The 21,004-nt window shown below is 69.3% G+C and carries 23 protein-coding genes and 1 pseudogene; 18 read left to right on the forward strand and 6 right to left on the reverse strand.

Annotated features, from left to right (window positions below; genetic code table 11):
- Positions 1-264 precede the first annotated feature (264 nt).
- Both TSB10GB4_RS16950 and TSB10GB4_RS16955 read right to left on the reverse strand, forming a co-directional pair.
- A pseudogene (locus tag TSB10GB4_RS16950) lies at positions 265-507 on the reverse strand (BON domain-containing protein); the annotation flags it as partial.
- 12 nt (positions 508-519) lie between these two features.
- A complete protein-coding gene (locus tag TSB10GB4_RS16955) occupies positions 520-714 on the reverse strand; it encodes a DUF3008 family protein (RefSeq protein ID WP_186396694.1) in 195 nt (64 codons plus the stop codon).
- Positions 715-904: 190 nt separating this feature from the next.
- On the opposite strand from TSB10GB4_RS16955, the gene TSB10GB4_RS16960 reads away from it, so the two are divergent.
- From TSB10GB4_RS16960 to TSB10GB4_RS16975, 4 genes are all read left to right on the forward strand, one after another.
- Entirely contained in the window at positions 905-2,089 is a 1,185-nt protein-coding gene (locus TSB10GB4_RS16960; RefSeq protein ID WP_244570939.1) for an AI-2E family transporter, read from the forward strand.
- Positions 2,086-2,574, forward strand: a complete 489-nt coding sequence (locus TSB10GB4_RS16965) for a hypothetical protein (protein ID WP_186396857.1) — start codon at positions 2,086-2,088, stop codon at positions 2,572-2,574. Before TSB10GB4_RS16960 ends, TSB10GB4_RS16965 begins: the two co-directional genes overlap by 4 nt.
- 111 nt (positions 2,575-2,685) lie before the next feature.
- Positions 2,686-3,414 (forward strand): cytochrome c oxidase assembly protein, encoded by a 729-nt coding sequence (locus TSB10GB4_RS16970; RefSeq protein ID WP_186396695.1) that lies wholly within the window; start codon positions 2,686-2,688, stop codon positions 3,412-3,414.
- Complete coding sequence (locus TSB10GB4_RS16975; protein ID WP_186396696.1) at positions 3,414-3,908, forward strand: CopD family protein; 495 nt, start codon at positions 3,414-3,416, stop codon at positions 3,906-3,908. The genes TSB10GB4_RS16970 and TSB10GB4_RS16975 overlap by 1 nt, the downstream gene beginning before the upstream one ends.
- Here the strand turns inward: TSB10GB4_RS16975 and TSB10GB4_RS16980 are convergent.
- Positions 3,889-4,380, reverse strand: coding sequence for a DUF2231 domain-containing protein (locus TSB10GB4_RS16980; RefSeq protein ID WP_244570951.1), 492 nt, complete (start codon positions 4,378-4,380; stop codon positions 3,889-3,891). The two genes, TSB10GB4_RS16975 and TSB10GB4_RS16980, sit on opposite strands and share 20 nt — an antisense overlap.
- A 72-nt stretch (positions 4,381-4,452) precedes the next feature.
- Here TSB10GB4_RS16980 and coxB point away from each other — a divergent pair, with 72 nt between their 5' ends.
- From coxB to TSB10GB4_RS17015, 7 genes are read left to right on the forward strand one after another with little or no spacing between them, the layout of a single operon-like run.
- On the forward strand, positions 4,453-5,130 hold the full coding sequence (gene coxB, locus TSB10GB4_RS16985; protein WP_244570940.1) for a cytochrome c oxidase subunit II: 678 nt from the start codon (positions 4,453-4,455) through the stop codon (positions 5,128-5,130).
- Positions 5,127-7,649 carry a cytochrome c oxidase subunit I gene (gene ctaD, locus TSB10GB4_RS16990; protein ID WP_186396699.1) on the forward strand — a complete coding sequence of 841 codons (2,523 nt, stop codon included), beginning with the start codon at positions 5,127-5,129 and terminating at the stop codon, positions 7,647-7,649. The genes coxB and ctaD overlap by 4 nt, the downstream gene beginning before the upstream one ends.
- Positions 7,646-7,975, forward strand: coding sequence for a hypothetical protein (locus tag TSB10GB4_RS16995; RefSeq protein WP_186396700.1), 330 nt, complete (start codon positions 7,646-7,648; stop codon positions 7,973-7,975). The genes ctaD and TSB10GB4_RS16995 overlap by 4 nt, the downstream gene beginning before the upstream one ends.
- 18 nt (positions 7,976-7,993) lie before the next feature.
- Entirely contained in the window at positions 7,994-9,361 is a 1,368-nt protein-coding gene (locus TSB10GB4_RS17000) for an NAD(P)/FAD-dependent oxidoreductase (RefSeq protein WP_186396701.1), read from the forward strand.
- A 47-nt stretch (positions 9,362-9,408) separates the two neighbouring features.
- Positions 9,409-9,834: a hypothetical protein gene (locus TSB10GB4_RS17005; RefSeq protein WP_186396702.1), complete on the forward strand. Its 426-nt coding sequence runs from the start codon at positions 9,409-9,411 to the stop codon at positions 9,832-9,834.
- A 52-nt stretch (positions 9,835-9,886) separates the two neighbouring features.
- The gene (locus TSB10GB4_RS17010) at positions 9,887-11,008 is read left to right on the forward strand and encodes a DUF3182 family protein (protein ID WP_186396703.1); all 1,122 of its coding nucleotides are present in this window, start codon (positions 9,887-9,889) and stop codon (positions 11,006-11,008) included.
- Positions 11,005-11,733, forward strand: a complete 729-nt coding sequence (locus TSB10GB4_RS17015) for a S9 family peptidase (RefSeq protein ID WP_186396704.1) — start codon at positions 11,005-11,007, stop codon at positions 11,731-11,733. Before TSB10GB4_RS17010 ends, TSB10GB4_RS17015 begins: the two co-directional genes overlap by 4 nt.
- A 30-nt stretch (positions 11,734-11,763) precedes the next feature.
- On the opposite strand, the gene TSB10GB4_RS17020 is transcribed toward TSB10GB4_RS17015, so the two are convergent.
- The gene (locus tag TSB10GB4_RS17020) at positions 11,764-12,111 is read right to left on the reverse strand and encodes a hypothetical protein (RefSeq protein WP_186396705.1); all 348 of its coding nucleotides are present in this window, start codon (positions 12,109-12,111) and stop codon (positions 11,764-11,766) included.
- 150 nt (positions 12,112-12,261) lie between these two features.
- Here TSB10GB4_RS17020 and TSB10GB4_RS17025 point away from each other — a divergent pair, with 150 nt between their 5' ends.
- The 5 genes from TSB10GB4_RS17025 to TSB10GB4_RS17045 all read left to right on the forward strand — a co-directional run bounded on the left by TSB10GB4_RS17025 (position 12,262) and on the right by TSB10GB4_RS17045 (position 16,471).
- On the forward strand, positions 12,262-12,783 hold the full coding sequence (locus TSB10GB4_RS17025; protein ID WP_186396706.1) for a superoxide dismutase family protein: 522 nt from the start codon (positions 12,262-12,264) through the stop codon (positions 12,781-12,783).
- Between the two features lie 409 nt (positions 12,784-13,192).
- Entirely contained in the window at positions 13,193-13,771 is a 579-nt protein-coding gene (locus TSB10GB4_RS17030; protein ID WP_244301404.1) for a sigma-70 family RNA polymerase sigma factor, read from the forward strand.
- A 173-nt stretch (positions 13,772-13,944) separates the two neighbouring features.
- Entirely contained in the window at positions 13,945-14,166 is a 222-nt protein-coding gene (locus TSB10GB4_RS17035; protein ID WP_186396707.1) for a hypothetical protein, read from the forward strand.
- Positions 14,163-15,704, forward strand: a complete 1,542-nt coding sequence (locus tag TSB10GB4_RS17040; RefSeq protein ID WP_186396708.1) for a phospholipase D-like domain-containing protein — start codon at positions 14,163-14,165, stop codon at positions 15,702-15,704. The genes TSB10GB4_RS17035 and TSB10GB4_RS17040 overlap by 4 nt, the downstream gene beginning before the upstream one ends.
- A gap of 5 nt (positions 15,705-15,709) precedes the next feature.
- The gene (locus tag TSB10GB4_RS17045) at positions 15,710-16,471 is read left to right on the forward strand and encodes an endonuclease/exonuclease/phosphatase family protein (RefSeq protein WP_186396709.1); all 762 of its coding nucleotides are present in this window, start codon (positions 15,710-15,712) and stop codon (positions 16,469-16,471) included.
- 65 nt (positions 16,472-16,536) lie between these two features.
- Here the strand turns inward: TSB10GB4_RS17045 and TSB10GB4_RS17050 are convergent, their stop codons facing one another.
- Positions 16,537-17,226, reverse strand: a complete 690-nt coding sequence (locus TSB10GB4_RS17050; RefSeq protein ID WP_244301405.1) for a BON domain-containing protein — start codon at positions 17,224-17,226, stop codon at positions 16,537-16,539.
- A 287-nt stretch (positions 17,227-17,513) separates the two neighbouring features.
- Between TSB10GB4_RS17050 and TSB10GB4_RS17055 the strand changes: the two genes are divergently transcribed.
- Positions 17,514-17,948 carry a CBS domain-containing protein gene (locus TSB10GB4_RS17055; RefSeq protein ID WP_186388187.1) on the forward strand — a complete coding sequence of 145 codons (435 nt, stop codon included), beginning with the start codon at positions 17,514-17,516 and terminating at the stop codon, positions 17,946-17,948.
- Between the two features lie 123 nt (positions 17,949-18,071).
- Here the strand turns inward: TSB10GB4_RS17055 and TSB10GB4_RS17060 are convergent, their stop codons facing one another.
- Positions 18,072-19,037 (reverse strand): SDR family oxidoreductase, encoded by a 966-nt coding sequence (locus tag TSB10GB4_RS17060; RefSeq protein WP_186396710.1) that lies wholly within the window; start codon positions 19,035-19,037, stop codon positions 18,072-18,074.
- A gap of 298 nt (positions 19,038-19,335) precedes the next feature.
- On the opposite strand from TSB10GB4_RS17060, the gene TSB10GB4_RS17065 reads away from it, so the two are divergent.
- Positions 19,336-20,979, forward strand: a complete 1,644-nt coding sequence (locus TSB10GB4_RS17065; RefSeq protein ID WP_186396711.1) for a sensor histidine kinase — start codon at positions 19,336-19,338, stop codon at positions 20,977-20,979.
- The last annotated feature ends 25 nt before the right edge of the window (positions 20,980-21,004 follow it).

Consider the following 21,004-nt stretch of genomic DNA (forward strand, 5'->3'; position numbering starts at 1 on the left):
CCAGGAAAAGTGGGCACCGGTTTTCCGCCCGGAATTGCGCCAGGGGATTTCGGCAATTCCAGGAAAAGTGGGAACCGGTTTTCCGTCCGGAATTGCGCCAAGGGATTTCGGCAATTCCAGGAAAAGCGGGCACCGGTTTTCCGCCCGGAATTGCGTGAAAAAACAAACCGATGAAGCCGTCTCGCGGTCGAGGGCAAATGAAATGCCCCAGCGGGTCCTCCGCGGGGGCTGCATCTTCGAGCCCCAGACGCCGATGACGTTGCGAACGCTGCCAACGCCGTCCACCCGCAGCGCGATCCGCGAGCATCGCCCGATTTCCTCGATCCGCGTGACCGTGCCGGACAGGGTGATCTCGTCGCCGGTGGCGGTGACGGCAACGTCGGAGGCATCGACCTCGCCGTCCTCGGCAAGGGCGGAGGCCACCTGTGCCTCGAGTTCGGAGGCGGGGGAGCGGGGTGCCCGGCGCTCGGCGCGGGCCCCGAAGAAGCGCCGGTCTTTCAGAACCATCGGGATGCCCTCCTAGGATTTCGACTTGGACACGTGGTCCGGTTTGCCCTTGCGGGAGGTGGAGGCCAACTCCTCGAGCTGTTTCTCGCTCATCGAGTCCGCCATGCCCCTCGATGCGCCCTTCAGATCGCTTTTCTTGGTGTCGCCCCGTTTCGCCGACAGGGCCGCGCCGGCGGCCTTCTGCTGGGACTTGGATTTCGCGGGCATTGCTCGTCTCCCATCCTGTGTTGCTTGGCGTTCAACTGCGCGCGCGGGCGGATGTTCCCTGCCGGAACCGCGCAGCGCCGGGAGCAGCAGCGGGGGCAGCGCCGGAGCAGCGTCGGAGCAGGTGCAGGAATGCGGCGAACAAACGGCGCGTTCGGCAGTTGGGCTGCGACGAGAGGCAGACCGGAGACGCTTGCATGCGCGCCATCGACATCCCGTTTTGCGGTCCCGCCGCGACGCGCGGTCGCCTGATCCGGCGCAGCCGCGGATGAAGGGTTCGAACCCCCCGCCTGCTCTCAGTCCCTTCGCGCAGCGACTGCTGGCCGTTGCCTTCGCCGTGATTGCGGTGCTGGCGCTGTGGTGCCTGCGGCATCTCCTGTTGCTGGTCTTCGCGGCGATCCTGCTCGCCGTGGCCCTGCGCGGCCTCGCCTCCCTTGTTTCCCGGGCCACCGGCATGGGCAACGGCTGGTCATTCGCGGTTGCGAATCTCGCCGCGGTCCTGTCGATCGTCCTGTTTTTCGCCGTTCTCGGGTCACAGCTTCAGGCGCAGCTCGTGCAGTTGCGCGACCAACTGCCGGAGCTGCTGGCGCCGCTCGAACGTTGGCTCGGCGGCGGCAACATCGGCGAATGGCTGGTCGAGCGGGCGGAAGCCATGATGTCCGAGGTGGACGTGATGAGCCGGATCGCCGGCCTGTCGGGATGGGCCCTGACGCTGCTGGCGAACGTGGTTCTGGTGGTTGTCGCGGGGCTCTATATGGGCTCCCATCCGGGCCTCTACCTCCACGGCTTTCTGCTGTTGTTTCCGCGCCGGTTGCGTGCCGGTGCCGCCAGCACCCTTGATGCGCTGGGCACTGCGCTGCAGCGCTGGCTGATGGGCCAGATCGCCTCGATGCTGGTGGTCGGCACGCTCACTTTCCTTGGCCTGTGGGCGCTGGGCATCGAGGCGGCGCTGGCGCTCGGCTTCATCGCCGGCATCCTCGAATTCGTCCCCTTTGTCGGGCCGGTGCTGGCGACCGTTCCCGCGCTCGCCATCGCGCTGTCCGTCGATACCGCCACGGCGATCTGGGTCCTGCTGCTGTATCTGGCGATCCAGCAGATGGAGGGAAACCTGCTCAACCCGCTGATCCAGCAGCAGGCCGTCGCCCTGCCGCCGGCGGTGACGCTGTTCGCGCTGCTGGCTTTCGGCATTCTCTTCGGCCCGCTCGGAATCCTGCTGGCAACGCCGCTCGCGGTCGTCTGTCTCGTTGCGATCAAGCAGGTCTGGGTGCGCCGAATGCTGGGTGAAGCTGTTCCGCTGCCGGGAAAGGGCGCGGGTTCCGACCCCGCGGAACACGGCGGCACCGGACGGGGTTTGCGGCAAAAGGAGACCTTGCCATGACCACGCCCCGCCCTCTTCCCGACCCGGACACGCCGCCGCTGCCGCTGCCGTTTCCGCCGCAGCCGGTGCGCGAACCCGATCCCGAACGGCTCCCCGACGAGGAGCCGCTGCCCAACCCGGACGAGCAGAACCACCCGCCGCAGCAGGCGAAGAGGGCGATCCGCCCCGCCTCGCCCTGGTCTGTCTGTCCGGGCGGGTGGGACACCGTCCGATCCGCCGATGCGGATCCGCCTCGGCCCGGCATGGGGATCGGGGCAACGTCAGAAACGCAAGACAAGAAAGCCGCGGTGACAGCGATGCAGGACACGGATGATCCCCGCAAGGAGCGCCGGCGCGCTCGCAGGGGCGACTATCGCAGCCTGCTGCGGCAGGTCGAGAGCGAGCCGGTGCCGGAGCGTCTTCTCGACCTTGCCCGCAAGCTGGAGAGCGCGCTCGCCGAGCAGCGCCGGCGGCAGTACGGCGACGGCGGTCCGGCCGACAGGTAGGGGCCTTGCCGCCGCCTGCCGGGGCAGGGGCGCGAGCGCGGCGAAGGGCGGCGGGAGGGGAACTTTTGCCGGGGCGGGGCGTTACGGTCCCGATCGCGAGGGGGAACCGTCATGCCCGAATTCTACTGTGGGGCGGCGCCGGAGCCGCAGAACTTGGCCCTTGCCTGGAATGTCGATCCGGTGGCGATCGCCCTGTGCGTCGCCCTCGTCGCCATCCATGCGAGGGTCGGCCGCCGGCGTGACCGGCCGGCGCTGCTGGCGGGCACCGGCCTTCTTCTGCTGCTGTTCGTCTCGCCGCTCTGCGCGCTGACGGTCGCGCTGTTCTCCGCGCGGGTTGCCCATCACACCCTGTTGATCGGCGTCGCGGCGCCGCTGCTGGCCCTGGCCTTTCGCGAGGTGCGGATCCCCGGCCCCGCGCTGCCGCTGAGTGTCCTTGTCGCCGTCAACGCGGCGATCCTGTGGTTCTGGCATGTCCCACAGGTCTATGAGGTCGCGATTGTCGGGGCGCTGCCCTACTGGGCGATGCAGTCGAGCCTGCTGACGGCCGCCTTTCTTCTGTGGCGCGGCGTTCTGGCGCGCGAAATGCATCCGGGGCTCGCCGTGTTCGCCCTGCTCGCCACCATGGTGCAGATGGGCATGCTCGGCGCGTTGCTCACCTTTGCCCGCCGGCCGCTTTACACGCCGCATCTGGCCTCGGCCGAGCCCTACGGATTGTCGCCGCTTGCCGACCAGCAGCTAGCTGGGCTGATCATGTGGGTGCCGGCCTCGCTGCCCTATCTCGCCGCGGCGGTGCTGCTGCTGGCGGCGTGGGGGGCGCCTGCGTCGCGGCCGGTCCCCTGATGCTCTGGGTGAAAGGCCTGCATCTCGCCGCCATTGCCTTCTGGGTCGCCGGGCTTGTCTGCCTGCCGGGGCTCTATCTCCGCCGCACGCGGGTCCGCGACCGCGACAGCTTCCACCGGCTGCATGCCCTCGTGCGCTTTCTCTATGTCGGGATCGTCTCGCCGGCCGCCTTCCTCGCCGTCGCCAGCGGCACGGCGCTGGTGTTCCTGCGGCAGACATTCGACGTCTGGTTCTTTCTCAAGCTGGCTTTCGTTGCTGTGCTGGTGGTGCTGCATGTGCTCGCTGGCACGGTCATCGTCAGCCTGTTCAGACGGGGGCGCACCTATCCGCTGTGGCGCTGGACGGCCGCGGTGACGGCGGTCCTGCTGGCGTCCGCCGCGATCCTGCTGCTGGTGCTGGCCAAGCCCGACCTTGCGGGCCTGCTCCCCGCGATCCTGTCCGAGCCCGGCGGGCTGCGACGCCTTGCCGGCGCGTTCAATCTTCTTCCGAGATGATGAGGCCGATGCCGTGATCGAACACCAGTTTGCCGCCATGCCATCCGGCAACTCCCGTGAAGACGCTCGCCAGGAGCGACAGCATCAGGCCGTAGGGCAGCACGGCAGCCGGATCCGCCAGGCGCAGGCCCCAGTTGGTTCCCGCTATCGCGATCAGCATCATCGCGGCAACCGCATGGGTCCAGCTCGCCACCCGGATGCGGATGCCGGCAACCAGGAGGAGTTCGGCCGTGCCGACCAGTCCCGCGCCGACGCCGGCAAGAAACGCGCCGCCGGATGCCCACAGGCCGGCGCGCAGCCAGAACGGATCTGCGCTCCACCACAGCAGCAGGTCGCAGCCGAGCGTGGCAACGACCAGGGCAATCGGAAAGTGCACGCTCATCGCATGCAGCGGGTGCCCGGCAACGGCGACGGCGGAGGCGACGGATTCTTCCGCGACCTTCTCGATGACCGGACTGTCGCTGGGTTTCATTTCGTTCATCGTGCGGCTCCCTTCTGGCAGGAAAGGCCCGGCCCCGGCGTTTGGTTCCGATCGGCCGGCGTTTTGGCCGGCTGCCTGGTTCTGTCCGCCTGTTCGGGGCCGCTGTCGGTGCTGGAGCCGGAGAGTGCGTCGGCGCGCGATGCCACGACGCTGTGGTGGGTCATGGCCTATGCCGGCACGGGGATCTTCATCGCCACCGCCTCGGTGCTGGTGCTGGCCGTCGTCCGGCCCGCCTGGCTGCGCGCCTTCGGCGAGGCGCGGCTGATCCTGTGGGGCGGGCTCGTCATCCCCCTTGTCCTGCTGGCGGGTCTGGTGGCGGCCGCCTTCGCGCTGGGGGAGCGGGGCATCGCCGCGGCGCGGGAGCCGGCGGCGCTGCGCATCGAGGCGGTGGCGCGCCAGTGGATCTGGCAGTTCCACTATCCCGGCGGCCATGTCACGACCAATCTGCTGCATCTGCCCGCCGGGCGCGATGTCGACATCGTGCTGACCAGCGAGGATGTCATCCATTCGTTCTGGGTGCCGCGCCTGGCCGGCAAGCTCGACGCCATTCCCGGACACACGAACATCCTGCGGCTGCATGCCGACAGGATCGGAAAATACGGCGGCGTCTGCGCCGAATATTGCGGCATCGGTCACGCGCCGATGCGCTTCGACGTGGAGGTGCACGAGGAGGAGACATTCCGCGGGATCGTCGCGCCGCTCGCTCCGGAAGCGGACGCGGCCGGGGAGGGCGGAGAATGAGCGCGCGTCCCTCGCGGCAGACCCCGCTCCGCCTGCACCGGGAGCTTGCGGCGCTGTGGGACACGCCGGCCGGCTGGCGCCGGCTGTCGGCGGTCAATCACACGGTGCTCGGCAAGCGCTTCATCCTCGCGGCCTTCTTCTTCTTCGTCGTCGGCGGGCTGCTCGCCATGCTGATCCGCGTGCAACTCGCGACCTCGAGCACGGCCTTTGTCGGGCCGGAGGCCTATGGCCAGATCTTCACCATGCACGGCACGGTGATGATGTTCCTGTTCGCGATCCCGATGTTCGAGGGCTTTGCGATCTACCTCCTGCCCAAGCTGCTGGGCGCGCGCGATCTCGCCTTCCCGCGCCTCACCGCCTACGGCTTCTGGTGCTACATCTTCGGCGCCTCGATCCTGCTCGGCGCGATGGTCGCCGGCGTTGCGCCGGACAGCGGCTGGTTCATGTACACGCCGCTGTCCTCCTCGACCTATTCGCCCGGCATCAATGCCGATGTCTGGCTGCTCGGCATCACCTTCGTGGAAATCTCGGCGCTGTCGGCGGCGATCGAGATCACCGTCTCGGTGTTGAAGGTGCGCGCCCCCGGCATGAGCCTTGCCCGCATGCCGATCATGGCCTGGTATCTGCTCGTCACCGCCCTGATGATGCTGTTCGGCTTCCCGCCGCTGATCCTCGGCTCGATCCTGCTGGAGCTGGAGCGCGCCGCCGACCTGCCGTTCTTCGATCCGCTGCGCGGCGGCGACTCGCTCTTGTGGCAGCACCTGTTCTGGCTGTTCGGCCATCCGGAGGTCTACATCATCTTCCTGCCGGCGGCCGGGGCGATCTCGATGATGATCCCGACCTTCGCCCGGCACGAGCTGATCGGCTACCGCGCCATCATCGTCGCGGTGATCGCCATGGCCTTCCTGTCCTTCGGCCTGTGGGTCCACCACATGTTCACCGTCGGCATCCCGCATCTGGCGCTGGCGTTCTTCTCCGCCGCCAGCGGGCTGGTGGCGATCCCCACGGCGGTGCAGATCTTCGCCTGGATCGCGACGCTGGCGGCCGGGCGGCCCCGCTTCGACGTGCCGATGCTCTATCTCGGCGGCTTCTTCTTCATTTTCGTCATCGGCGGGCTGACCGGCGTCATGCTGGCGATGGTGCCGTTCAACTGGCAGGCGCATGACACGCATTTCGTCGTCGCGCATCTGCACTATGTGCTGGTCGGCGGCTTCGTCTTCCCGATGATGGCGGCGGCCTATTACTGGCTGCCGCATTTCACCGGCCGCCGTGCCGAGCACCGGCTGTCGAAGCCCGGCTTCTGGGCGATCTTCATCGGCTTCAACCTCACCTTCTTCCACATGCATCTGACGGGCCTGCGCGGCATGCCGCGCCGGGTCGACACCTATCCGGTCGAGGCGCGGCTCGACTGGCTCAATCTCCTGTCCTCCGTCGGCTCCTTCGTGATGATCATCGGCTTTGCGCTGTTCGTCATCGACCTCGTCGTGCAGATGCGCTTTGGCCAAAGGTTCCGGCGCAATCCTTGGGGCGCGCGTACGCTGGAATGGGCGATGCCGACGCCGCCGACCTCCTATGCCTTCGCCTCGTTGCCGCATATCACCGAGCGCGGCGACCGGCTTGCGCCCGATGCGGAGGGCGCCCGGCTTGCCGGCGGGCGCGGCTATCTCGGCTTCACCCGCAACGGCTGGATGGAGACGCTCGGCGTCGACATGACCAGCGGCCGCGTCGATCAGCTGATCGTCCTGCCGCGCCAGTCCTTCCTGCCGCTGTGGAGCGGGCTCCTCACCGCCGCCTTCGTGCTGTGCCTGCTCGCCAAGCTCTACTGGCTGTCGCTTTTCGCTTTCGCTGCCACCGTCGTCTCGCTGCTGGCCTGGACCGGCGGCATGGGCGCGCGGCGGGACATCGGCGCGCTGCCGATCGGCAACGCCGCCTCCGCCCGTCCGCATTGGGAGACAGCCACCCCGCCCTCCTGGTGGGCGATGGTGCTTGCCTGCGCCGCCGAGGCGACGCTGTTCTCCTCGCTGCTGTTCGGCGGACTGTTCCTGTGGCTGGTGGCGCCGGCCTGGCCGCCGCCGCAGCCGGCGATGCCCGATCGGCTGCTCGCCGCGACCTGTCTTGTCCTCATGCTGCTGGCGGCACTGCTTGGGCGGGATGCGGTGCGGGCGCTGACGCGCGGCGGCCCGCCCGCCCTGCGTCTTGCCCTTTGCGCGGGTGCCCATGGCGGGGCGGCGCTGCTCTTCGCGCTGATGGCCGCCAGCGTGCCGGTGCCGACCACCCATGCCCACAATGCGACAGCCCTTGTGCTCTTTGCCCTGTGCGGCCTGCGCGCCGGTTTCGGCGCCCTGCTCGCCGGTTACGGGCTGTGGCGCTGGCGGACGGGATACCTGTCGCCGATCCGCAGCCTTGACCTTCGCATCGGCCGGATCTGGCACGACTATGCCGCCGCCACCGGGATCGTCGGGATCGGTGCCGCTTTCGTCTTCGCCTGGCTGGCGTCCTCCGGGGGGGCGGCGCCATGAGACCGCGCTCGCTCCTCCTGCTCGGCGCCGGCTTCACCATCTGGGCCTCGGCCTTTGTCGCGCTCTACGCCATGCTGTCGGTCGGCTGCCGCTTCGGCTGGCACGAGGTTGCGCTCGAGAGGGCCGGCGGCCTGTCGCTGCAACGCTTGCAGCTCGTCGCGATCTTCCTGGTGCATCTGGCGGCGGGAGCTGCGCTGGTCGCGCTGCTGCGGCGCTGGCGGGGGCAGGGCTTCCTCTACCCGCTCGCCTATGTCGCGGCGATCGCGGCGCTCAGTGCCAGTGTCTTTTCCTTCGGCGCCGTCTTCTTCCTGTCCACCTGCGCCTGAACCGAGAGGTAACACACGATGCCGAAGGCCCCCACCCTCCCGGCCAGACCGCATGTCGTCATCGTCGGCGGCGGCTTCGCCGGCCTTGCCTGCGCCCGCGCCCTGGGCGGCGCGGAGATCGACGTGACGGTGATCGACCGGCGCAATCACAACCTGTTCCAGCCGCTGCTCTACCAGGTGGCGACGGCCGCCCTGTCGCCTGCCGACATCGCCGAGCCGATCCGCGACGCGCTGGGGCGCCACCGCAATATCGCGGTGCTGCTGGCCGAGGTCATCGCGATCGACCATGAGGGGCGTTTCGTCCTGACCGACCGGCTGCCGCCGCTCGCCTACGACCGGCTCGTCCTGGCCTCCGGCTCCGACTACAGCTATTTCGGCAAGGACCACTGGCGCGCTCTGGCACCGGGGCTGAAGACCATCCGCGAGGCGCGGGTGATCCGGCAGCGGCTGCTGATGGCCTTCGAGCAGGCCGAGGCGACCCGCGACAGCGAGGCCAAGGCGCGCCTGCTCACCAGCGTCATCATCGGCGGCGGGCCGACGGGCGTCGAAATGGCGGGCGCGATGGTCGATCTCGGCCGGTTCATGGCCGCGCATGACCATCGCAACATCTCCCCGCGCGACACCCGCGTCCTGCTGGTCGAGGCCGGCCCCCGCCTGTTGCCGGCCTTTCCGGAGGATCTTGCCGCCTATGCCGAGCAACGGCTGCGGCGGCTCGGCGTCGAGGTGATGACGGGTGTCGCGGTGGAGGCGATGAGCGAGGGCGAAGTGGTGGTGGCCGGCGGCAGGTCCATCCCGGCCGGCACCATTGTCTGGGCGGCGGGGACCAAGGCCACTCCCGCGGCGCAGTGGCTCGGCATCGAGCCGGAAAAGGGCGGGCGGATCGCCGTGTCGCCCTATCTGGAGGTGCCGGAACGGCAGGGCGTCTATGTGCTGGGCGACCTTGCCCATCTGCAAGACCCGGCGAGCGGTGAGGTGCTTCCGGGCCTTGCCCAGGTCGCCAAGCAGCAGGGCCGCTGGCTGGGCCGCGCGCTGAGGCGTCTTGCAGAGACGGGGGAGCGGGGCGCGCCGTTCCGCTTCCGCAGCCGGGGCAACACGGCGGTCATCGGCCGCAACGCGGCGATCTTCGACTTCGGCAGGTGGCACCTGAAAGGCCGGTTCGCCTGGGTCCTGTGGGCGGTCGTCCATGTGGTGCTGCTGGTCAGCTTCGAGAAGCGGCTGCTCGTCTCGCTGCAATGGATCTGGCGCTACATGACCGGAAAGCGCAGCGCCCGGCTGATCGACGAGCCGGTGGACCTTGCGCCGCCTGCCGATCCGAAGAGCCGCCAGACAGACCGGCACGAGAGCGGCGGGGGGTTTGCGCGGCAGCGCGGCCGGCAGGGAACATAATCGTCCCCCGGGTGTTGGCAGGCGTCAACAAACCAGGAGGACTGTTCATGACCTGCCACAAATTGCTTCTCGCCGCCTCGCTGTCCCTCGGCCTCGCCACGGGGGCAGTCGCCCAGACCAGCACCGATCCCGCCATCGGCGGCGCCGGCAATCTGCCGATGGGCTGGGATGGCGCCATCGGCGATGCCTTCTTCAGCGACACGCAGACCGGCACGCTGCGCTCGGAAGATGAGGCCCGTGCCAACTGGGATACCCTGTCCAGCGAGCAGCAGGCTCAGGTCCGCTCCCATTGCGTCAGCGTCGACACGGCGGGCGCCACCACCCTGCCGGACACCGGCAGCGACGTGACCGGGTCGACCGGCGCCACCGGCGACCAGCCGCCGGCCGGGATGGACCTGCCGGGTGCGGGCGCCGGCGCGGGTGCCGACTACACGGCGTCGATCCAGCAGGTCTGTAGCTGGATCGAGCAGTAACCGCTGCCGGCCGGATCGGTCGGCCTGTCTCCGGCGCCGGGAGTGATGGTCCATGGGATCCGGTTGCGACGCTGACGGCGCCTCGAGCCGTGGCCCGCTGGTCACCTGGGGCTGCGAGGACATGCCCGGCCATGCGCTGCACACCCATGTGGCGCTTGCCCGGCATGCGGCCGACCTGCTCCAGTGCCGCTATGACGGGCGGCTGGAGGACTTTTGCGGCGAAGAGCTGCCCTACTGCATTCCGCGCGGCACCCTGTGCGGCGCGGAGTGCCGTCAGGTGTTCGCAAGCGCGCGCCCCGACCCGCGCCGGTTCCTCGGCGGATGGGTGCCCGCGCGCCTGCTCGCGACCAAGGCCATCGTCCATCCGCTGGCGCCGGGGGAAGAGCCGCCGGACGGCTGGCCCACGGGCTTTGCCGGGGCGGTGCGCGACATCGTCCTCGACGGGGCGACCGCGTTCACGGCCGAGGGGGCGGTCCGGGCGGGAGAGGGCCTGCTCGCCAAGGGGCCGGTGCGGGTCAAGGCGGTCGGGGCGAGCGGCGGCAGCGGGCAGTTCGTCGCCCGCTCGGCCGGCGAGCTGGACCAGGTGCTGGCGCGGGCGCAGGACGACGGGCTCATCGCGGGCGGTCTCGTCCTGGAGGAGCACCTGGAAGACGCGAAGACCTACAGCGTCGGCGAGATCGTGCTCGGCGATCTCAGCGCCGCCTATGTCGGCCTGCAGGAAACGACCGACAACAACCACGGCGAGCGGGTCTATGGCGGTTCGCGGCTGTTTCTCGTCAGGGGCAGGTCTCCGCAATTGCTGAAACTGGTTTCGCCGGAGGTGGCGACCCTGTGCCTGACCGGGCTGAAGTTCGACCAGCTTGCCGAGCGCGAGTTCGGGCTGGTCGCCTCGCGGCGCAACTACGACGTGATCGTCGGCACGGACCATGGCGGGCGGCGGCGCTGCGCCGTGCTCGAACAGTCCTGGCGGGTCGGCGGGGCCAGCCCGGCGGAACTGGTGGCGCTGGAGGCCTTCGCGAAGGATCCGGCCCGCCGGCATGCCGTCGCCGCCTCGGTGGAACGATACGGCGCGACGGCGGTTCCCCCGGAAGGGGCGAGACTCTATTTCCACGGCACCGATGCCGCTGTCGGGCCGATGTTGAAATATGCCGTGGTGCAGGGCGAAGAGCGTTGAGAAAGACGGATACCCAGATCGAGGTGGCCGGTGTCCGGCTAGCCGGCCACATCTTCGAACCGCGCACCGGCTGGCCGGGCGTGCTCTTCGTGCACGGCTGGGCCGGCAGCCAGACGCGCGATGAGAAACGCTCGCGGGCGATCTCCCGGCTCGGCTGCATCTGCCTGACCTTCGACATGCGCGGCCATGGCGCAACGGATCTCGACCAGGCGCGGGTCAGCCGCGCCGACAATCTCGCCGATATCTGCGCCGCCTATGATGTCCTCGCCGCGCATCCCTCCGTCGATGCGTCATCGATCGCCGTCATCGCCAGCAGCTACGGTGCCTATCTCAGCACGTTCCTGATCTCCTCGCGCCCGGTGCGCTGGCTGGCCCTGCGCGTTCCCGCGCTCTATCGCGACGAGGACTGGGACACGCCCAAGCGGTCGCTGGACCGGCGCGACTTGCAGGATTATCGCAGCCGGCAGGTGCCGCGCCACGCCAACCGGGCCTTGCGCCACTGCCAGGACTTCGCCGGCGACGTCTTGATCGTGGAATCGGAGAACGATCACCTGGTGCCGCATCCGACCATCGCCAGCTATCTGGCGGCCTTCGGCAATGCCTGCTCGATCACCCACCGGATCATCAAGGGGGCCGACCACGCCCTGTCCGACGCCGAAAGCCGGCGCTCCTATGACGAACTCCTGATCCGCTGGATCCGGGAGATGGTGCTGAGCGCGCGCTGACCGGCCTCGGCAAGGCCGCCCCGCGGCGCGTCAGTCGGCGTCGGGCTGGTCCGGCAGGCGTTCGGGCGGGATCACCGGCGTCTCGCCGGTGTCGGGCGGCGGCTGGATGATCTCGGCATCGCCGGCGGGCGGCGGCTCGAGCACGCCGTCGCAGGCGCCGAGACGGTCCGACAGGGTCTTCTCGTCCTCGCCCTCGACCCGTCCGCCGGGCAGGCGGGCGGCCTCGCCCTCGCCGGGCACCAGCCGGCAGCGCTCGTCGTTCTGCGCCTGCGCCTGCGCCTGCGTCTCCGGCTTCGGTTTCGGCTGGCCGCTCGCCGGCATGGCGAAGGCCAGAAGCAGCGCCAGGCCGAGGGCTGTCGCGGGTGTCCTGCAGGTCATGGCCGGTCTCCTTCGTGTCACGGCTTTTGCCCTTCCATCCTCCCAACGCCCCCCCCTCCCAACGTCCCGCCGCCGCGCGGTGTTCCGCCGGCCCGGAACAAGTCCGGCCGCCGGCGGTTGGGCGGCATCCCACCACCGCAGGAGATCCCGATGAAGACCCTCATGATAGCAAGCCTGCTTGCCGCGACGGCGCTGCCGGCCTTCGCCCAGGATCAGAACCAGAACCAGAACCGGGCGCAGGCGAGCGCGACCTTCGTCAACCAGGCGGGCGAGGAAAACGGCAAGGCGACGCTGACCGAAACGCCCGGCGGGGTGCTCATCGAACTCGAGGTCACCGGCCTGCCGGCCGAGCAATGGGTGGCGTTCCATGTGCACGAGACCGGCACCTGCGACGCGCAGACCGGGCACGAATCCGCCGGCGGCCACTTCAACCCCACCGACGCCAGTCACGGCTATCTCGCCGAAGGCGGACCCCATGCCGGGGACATGCCCAATCAGTGGGTGGATGCGGGCGGCACGCTGCGCGCCCAGGTCTTCAACGCCATGGTGAGCCTCGACGGCGACAACGCCATCCGCGGCAGGGCGCTGATGATCCATGGCGGCGAGGACGACTATATCAGCCAGCCGACCGGAGATGCCGGCGACCGTCAGGCCTGCGCCGTCATCGACTAGCCGGCCGGGGCGGGACGGGGCCTGTCGGGAGTGCGGAGGCCGAACGGAATTCGGGGGCGCGGGGAACCATGACCGCGGTGCCACGTTGGGTTGGGGAGGGCGTAAGGGGGCCAGCCAGCTAGGTCGTGAACTCATGATTGTGCCGGAAACGGCGTCTGGCCCGGCAAGGAGATGCCAGGAGGAGCGCGATGGCCGGGGCAGGTCCCCCGGCCGAGCGGTCCGACGCCGCAGATCAAAGCCGGGCAGGCGCCCTTCGGGTCTGTGCGAACCCGCCGGCAACGGCGTCGGAAGTCCTTGAAAATCTGATGGTTTCCTGAGGTCTTGCTGCTTGTATCCAGACAGGTTCGCGCAGACCGTTTCTCGCCGGAATTATGAGTTCGCGACCTCGTGCAGACGAGGAGGGAACCCGATGCCGGGGATGCCCAAGCGTGCCGGCCTGAGTGGTCCGCAAACCGAGATCGTTCACCTCATTCCCGCCTTGCGGGCCTTCGCCAGGACCTTCTACCGCGAACCCAGTCCCGCCGATGATCTCGTCCAGGAGACGCTGACGCGGGCGCTTGCCAGCATTCACCAGTTCAGGCCAGGGACGAGCATGAAGTCGTGGCTCTTCACGATCATGCGGAACACGTTCTACACCAAGATCAAGATCGAGACGCGGGAGGCGCCGGGCGCGGCCGACTGCGTGTCGCTGCGTCCGGCCGCCGATCCGACGCAGGAATGGTCCTGCCGGGGGCGCGAGATCGCTCAGGCGATCGAGCGCCTGCCGGAGCAGCAGCGGCAGGTGCTGGTGCTCATCGGCCTGCGCGGCGTCTCCTATGAAGAGGCGACGGCGATCTGCGGCTGCGCCATGGGAACGGTCAAGAGCCGGCTCAACCGCGCCCGCCACCGGCTTCTGGAAGAGCTGGGCGAGCGCTCTCCCAATTCCTCGCTCGAACACGACGCCAGCCACCCGGTCGCCTCGCTGGACGGCCTCTCGCGCCACGGCTGAGGCGGCGGAAGGGGACAGCCTCCGGCGGCAACAGCCGGCAATGGGCGCCGCGGCACAGGTCCGCTGAGGCTGCGCCGGAACCATTTTTCCTCCCGATGGTTGATCACAAGGGCTGGCGGCGGCGTGCCGCGAACCGGCCGCGACCGGTTCGCAGGAGAGAAGGGGAGAGGCCGATGGCAAACGCGAGCAGGAAGCACATGGGCGTCGGTGCCCAGGGCAAAGGCAGCGGCAGCGGCGCCCGCACACTCACCGACAAGGATCGCCTCGGCGACAACATGGTCCTGTCGAACCGCGACAAGTCGCGCCACGCCAGGACCCGTGGTCTGGACAGCAAGCAGGTGCAGAACGACCAGCGGCATGACCACAAGGCCAACAGGATCGGCGGGGAGCCTTGAGAGCAGGAGGAGGCGGCCCCGGCCGCCGGCACGACGAACCGGAGCCCCTGGCGCGGACGGAAGCCTTTCGCGCTGGGCCGGCGCCGATCCTTGCCGAGGGGCGCAACGTCTGGCGCCGGGCGCAGGCGCGCCGGCTGGCCTTCCTGATCGATGGCGAGGCCTATTTCCGGCGGCTCGACGCCGCCTTGCGGGCCGCTCGTCGCTGTATCTGGATCGTCGGCTGGGACTTCGATCCCGAGATCCGCCTGCGCCCCTGCGACGAGGCGGCGGGCTCGCTCGGCAGCCGGCTGCGGTCATTGGCCGAGACCGGGATCGAGATCCGCATCCTGGTCTGGGGCGAGGGGCCGGTCTATTCGAGCGGCCGGATCCCGCTGTTGCAGGAAACCGACTGGCACGAGCATCCCCGCATCGGCCTCGTCTACGACTTCTCCCATCCCCTTCGCGCCTCCCATCACCAGAAGCTGGTGGTCATCGACGACGAGATCGCCTTCGTTGGCGGCATCGACCTGACGGGAGGGCGCTGGGACACGCGCGCGCATCTGGCGAGCCACCCGTCCCGCCGCCGGCCCGACGGCACGCCGTATGGGCCGCTGCACGACATGCAGGTCGCGGTCGCGGGGGAGGCGGCCCGGCTGGTCGCGGAGGTGGCCTGCCGCAGGTGGCGCTCCGCCACCGGCACCGAGGTTGCGCCCGGCACGCCCGGCGCGTCCCTCTGGCCGGCGGATCTTGATCCGGATCTGCTGGACTGCGAGGTCGGCATCGCCCTGGCGGAGCCCGGCGACGGCGAGCGGGCGCGGCGGACCGACACCGTGCAACTGACCTGCGATGCCATCGATGCGGCGCGGGACTGCATCTATATCGAGACGCAATATCTCGCCTCCTCGCGCGTCGTCCGTCACCTGTGCGCGCGCCTGCGCCAGCCCGATGGTCCGGAAGTGGTCATTCTGGTGACGCGCGACACGCGCGGCATTCTCGAGCAATGGACGATGGGCTACGGGCGCACTCTGGCGATCCGCCGGTTGCTCAGGGCGGGCGGGACCGAGCGGCTGCGCATCGGCTATGCCGTGGTGCCGGACGGGGAGGGGAAGGATAGCGAAGTCCTCATCCACGCCAAGCTGATCATCGTCGACGATCGCTTCGCCCGGGTGGGCTCGTCCAATCTCAACAACCGGTCGGGAGGGTTCGACACCGAATGCGACGTGGGCGTCGAGGCGCACGGTGAGGAGGCCCGGCGCGCTATCGCAAGGCTTCGCAACTCTCTGCTGGCGGAGCATCTGGATGCCGATCCGGACGTGGTCGAGGGCATCGTTGCGCGAAGCGGGTCGGTCGTTGCCGTGATCGACCAGCTCAACGTCAAGCCGCGCGGCCTGCGGCCCTATTTCGCCGATCCGCGCAAGCGGGCGGGCCTGCTGCATCTGGGATCGGGCATCCTCGATCCGAAGCGGCGCTACTGGCCGTTGCAGCGGGTCGGCGAGGTCGGGCGCTCGGCCGCCCTGCGGGTCGCCGGGGTGCTGAAGACCTGGTTCGGGATATCGTGATCGGCATGACCCGTCCCTTGCGCGTCCTCTCCTACAATGTGCATGGCTGCGTCGGCGGCGACCGCCGTCTCGATCCGGGGCGGGTGGCGGAGGTGATCGCCGAGGCCCGCCCGGACATCGTCGCCCTGCAGGAGCTCGATGTCGGCCGCTCCCGCAGCGGCGGCATCGATCAGGCCCACCATATCGCCGCCGCGCTGGAGATGACCTCGGTGTTCCATCCGGCGATGCATGTCGCCGAGGAAAAATACGGCGACGCCATCCTGACGGCGCTGCCGATGCGCACCGTCCGCACCGGCGGGCTGCCGTCGGTCGGCGAGCCGCGCGGCGCGATCTGGTGCGAGATCGAGGCCGGCGGGCGGCCGCTGTTCGTCTTCAACACTCATCTCGGGGTCCTGCGCCGCCAGCGGCGGCAGCAGGTGGCGACCCTTCTCGGCGAAGACTGGCTGGGCAATGCCGCCTGCGCCGGGCGGGACCTCATCGTGATGGGGGATTTCAATTCGATCCCATCCTCGCCGGCCTTCGCGCGGCTGGCCTCGCGCCTGGACCTCGCGCGCCGGCCGGACGGCCGCCTGGCGGGGCCGACCTTTCCCGCCCGTCTGCCGCTGCTGCGGCTCGACCATATCTTCCTGTCCGGGCGGCTGCGCTGTCTCGACGTGGAGGTGCTGCGCACGCCGCTGGCGCGGATCGCCTCCGATCACCTGCCGCTGCTGGCGAGGCTGGAGAGTGTCGGAGAGGCGGGGGGGGAGGCTGGGGGAGGAGACGTCTGAGAGCGGCCGGCGGCCTGAGACCGCCAGCCGTTTCCGTGATGCGCTTGCCGTCAGGCCATTTGCCGTCAGGCCACGTCGCTCTGCGCCGGCACCGGATGCGGGCGCACGCGCAGGTTGTTCTGGACATGGGTCACGCCGGAGACCGATTCCGCGCAGTCCTCGGCGCGGCGCTTGTCGTGGCGGTGATCGACGAGGCCGCTCAGCGTCACCTCGCGGTCGTTGACCTCGACGGCGATGTTGGTGGCGTCGAGATAGGGATCATCGCTCAGCCGGTCGTGGACGTCCTCGCTGATCCGGGCATCCGAGCGCTTGTAGCCGCGCGGGCCCTTGCCGCGATGCTTGTCCCTCTCGCGCCGCCGCTCGGCGTCCTCGTCGCCGAACCACGAGGCGACCTCGTCGGTCGCCCGCTCCAGGAAGGCGCGCCGGTCGCCCCGCTCGCGCGCGTCGTCGTCCCGGCCGCGCCCGTATCGGTATCCGCCGCCGCGCCAGGGATCGTCGCGCCGGTAGTCGTCATAGTCGCGGGCGTCATAGTCGCGATAGCGCGGATGCGGATAGAGCGCCTCGCCGATCAGCGGCGAGGGGCCATAGAGCGCGCCGATGCTCGGATACGGCACCCGGTCATCCCGCTCGTCGGTTCCCCAGACTTCCCTTGCCCAGTTGTCCTTGGCCCAGTTGTCCCTGGCCCAGTCGTCGCGGCGGGAGGGGCCACGCCACCTGACGTCCCGTCGCATGTCGCCATTGGGATAATACGGCATCCTTGCCTCCTTGGTTGCTGCGCGTTGGTTCGCGGATAGTGGAGAAACCCGCCAGGGCGGCGGATTGTTCCTGCGCGGCGCACGCAGAACAGGGCGTTCGGCAGCGCCGCCGGGTGCCCTCGGCTCGCCCCCCTCTCTCCCGTCCTCCCGGGACCGATGGCCGCGCGGCGGCCGCGGGGCGGCCTTGCGGAACAATCGGCGCGCGCCGGCGGTTCGTGGGTTGGCGCAGCCGTGCTCCGCCTGGCTGCGGCCCTCCCTGTCACGGACCGACAACCCCGGAGAACGAGATGAAGATTTCAGAGATCATGACCAGCGACGTGGAAATCGCCAGCCCGGAGGACACGCTGGAACAGGTTGCCCGGCGGATGGCGAGCCAGGACATCGGCTTCCTGCCGGTCGGCGAAAACGACCAACTCGTCGGCATGGTGACGGATCGCGACATCGCCGTGCGCGGCGTCGCCCGCGGTCTCGACGGGGGCGGGCGCGTGCGCGACGTCATGTCCCGCGACGTGAAATACTGTTTCGAGGACGACGAGATCGAGGACGTCATCATGAACATGGGCGACATCCAGGTCCGCCGCCTCGTCGTGCTGAACGCCGACAAGCGGCTGACCGGCGTGGTCTCGCTCGCCGATGCGGTGCGCCAGGATCAGGCGATCACCGGCATCGGTCTCAGCGGCGTCGTCCGCCCCGGCGGCTCGCACAACCAGGCGGCCAACTGACCGGCCTGAACCTGAAGCGGGGTGGGAACCGGGCGGGAACGGATCCGTCTTCGGCGCCGGCTCCCCCCAGGTCTCCCCCCAGTCTCCCCCCAGTCCCGATATCCGGTCTCCCCCCCTCTTGCGTCAGCCGCCGACGACCGGAAGCACTTCCCCGGTGATGTAGCTGGAACAGTGCGGCGAGGCGAGGAACACATAGGCGGGGGCCAGTTCCTCCGGCTGCGCCGGCCGCTTCATCGGCACCGAGGCGCCGAACTCGGCGATCCTGTCCGCCGGCTGGTCCGACGGGTTGAGCGGCGTCCATACCGGGCCGGGGGCGACCGCGTTCACCCGGATGCCGCGCGGCAGGAGCTGGGCGGCCAGCGACTTGGTGAAGGCGTGGATGCCGCCCTTGGTGATGGCGTAGTCGAGCAGTTGCGCCTTGCCTTCCAGCCCGACCACCGAGCCGGTGTTGATGATCGCCGCGCCGGTCTTCATGTGGGGCACCGCCTCGCGGCACATGTGGAACATGCCGTGCAGGTTGGTCTGGATCGTCTCGTCGAAATGCCGGGTCGACAGGTCCTCGATCGCCTCGGCATGGACCTGGAACGCCGCGTTGTTGACGAGGATGTCGAGACGGCCGAACGTGTCGACGGTCTTTGCGACCAGTTGCGCGCAATAATCGGGGTCGCGGATGTCGCCCCGGCTCATCAGGCAGCGGCGGCCTTCCTTCTCCACCATCGCGGCGGTGTCCTTCGCGTCCCTGTCCTCCCTCAGATGCGAAATGACCACATCGGCGCCTTCGCGGGCGAACAGAATGGCGACGGAGCGGCCGATGCCGGAGTCCCCGCCGGTGATGATCGCCACGCGGTCCTGCAGCTTGCGCGAGCCTTCGTAATAGGGGGCGTCGCACATGGGAACCGGATCGAGCGCCCATTCGGCGCCGGGCTTGGGCTGGTGCTGTTCGGGCAGCGGCGGCTCGGGATAGCGCCTTGCGCCGGCCTGCATCGCCCCGTCGCGCCCTTCAGGCGTCGTGCCGCCCGGCTCGTCCTGGATTTCGCGCTGACGCTGCGCGGTTGCCTCGGTGGTGGTCCTGCGGTTCGGTGTCGCCATGTCGTGCTCCTGCGGGTCGGGTGTTCACGACCTGGAACCGCAGGGTGTGGGCCGATGTTCCCTTGCTCGCCAGACTGGAAAACGAGCCTATGGAAAGAAGAGGATTCTGTAGTACATTTCAGCGGGGTTGGGGGGTGAACGTCCAGAGAGAGGGGTGCCGACTGCCGATCGCGCGGGCTGCAAGGCGCGCCTCGGCAGGCACTGGGATCGTTTGCGCAAGCTGTCTTCCGGATGGCCGTTTCGAATTCCGACGGCGTCGATCACGTCCTATCTGACGTTTCTGGCGGCGGCGATCGCCATGCCCTTGATCGCATTCGCGGCGTTCCTGTTCACCGAAATCGAGGCCAGCGACCGCGACGCGCTGCGCGCCAAGACCGCGGCCGACGCGCGCACCCTCGGGCGCATCGTCGAACGCCACCTGCACGACATGACCTCGACACTGCGGCTGCTGGCCGTCTTCCCCGAGCTCGAGCAGGGCGACCTTGAGGGCTTCCAGAGCCGCACCCAGCACATTCTGTCCTCGCACTTCCTGTATCTGCTGCTGGTCGACGAGAGCGGCCAGCAGCTCCTCAACACCCGGGTGCCCTATGGCGCGCCGCTTGGCCCGATGTCGGACATGCTGTCGCTGGAAGCAGCGCTCGCCAACGGCCAGGTCTCCGTCTCCAACATGTTCTTCGGCCAGACCGGCCAGGAATGGGTGTTCAACGTCACCCTGCCGCTGCCCGAGACGTTGCGGCATGTCGGCGCTGCCCTGATCCTGACCCAGGGCACGCAGCAGATTGAGGCCGTGCTGTCCCGGGAGCTGATCCCGGCCGGGTGGAATGTGACCGTGGTCGACCAGAAGGGACTGGTCATCGCCTCCAGCGGAACGGATGGCCCGCCCTCCGCCACGCCCTTCCCGCACCATCCGCATGACGGCTTCCGGCGCTTCAGCGACGCGGTCGAGTTCCGGCAGGACGGCGAGGTGATGGTGAGCGGCTATGCCCGGCTCACCGCCTTTCCCTGGGTGATCGTCCTGTCGGGGCCGCTTGCCGCCGTGCAGTCGTCGGTCGTGACCTGGAAGCTGCTGGTCTTCGGCAGCATCGCCCTGATCGCGCTGAGCATGCTGATGGCCTATCTGGTGGCCCGGCATCTCGGCCGGTCGATCACCGGCCTGTCGCGGATGGCGGAGCGGATGGGGCGCGGCGAGGTCGTCGCGCCGCTGGAAACCCGGGTGATCGAGGTCAACCAGATCTCCATCGCCCTGTGCAACGCCTCCTTCGACCGCAGCGAGGCCGAGAGCCGCGTCCATCTGCTGCTGCGCGAACTCGTCCATCGCACCAAGAACGTGCTGACCCTGGTTCAGGCGATCCTGCGGCAGATCGCGCGCCAGTCCGCCACCAAGGAAGAGTTCCAGGAGGCGGCCGACAGCCGGCTGCAGGGACTCGCCCAGTCGGTCGAGCTGCTGGCCCAGGAAAACTGGTACGGCGTGTCGCTGCGGGAACTGATCGACCAGCATCTGTCGACCGTCGGCGTCTCGCTTGAGCAACGGGCGATCGCGGGCGAGGATTTCGTCCTTGGCGTCAGCGCGGTTCAGAATCTCGGCCTGGTGCTGCACGAGCTTGCCACCAATTCCATCAAATACGGGGCGCTGCAGAGCCCGCAAGGGTGCATCCACATTTCCTGGTCCTGTGCCGGCAGCCGCCGGGATGAGCCGGCGGTGCTGCTGGAATGGCGGGAGGAGGGCGGCCCGCCCGTCGCGCCGCCGCAGCGGAGCGGCTTCGGCTCGATCATCATCGAGCGCCATGCGGCGGCTGCCTTCTCCGCCAGCGTGACGCTGGAATACCGGCCGGAGGGCCTTTACTGGGCGCTGCATGCGCCCTGGTCGGCGCTGCGCAAGGAGGGGACCACCAATCCGCTCGACGCGGTGGCGGAGAACCTTGCCTCCAAGGCGGCCGAGTAGCGGCGGGGGCTGAACCGGCCATCGC

Origin of the sequence: Stappia sp. TSB10GB4, from assembly GCF_900185745.1 — a bacterium.
Classification (GTDB): Bacteria; Pseudomonadota; Alphaproteobacteria; order Rhizobiales; family Stappiaceae; genus Stappia.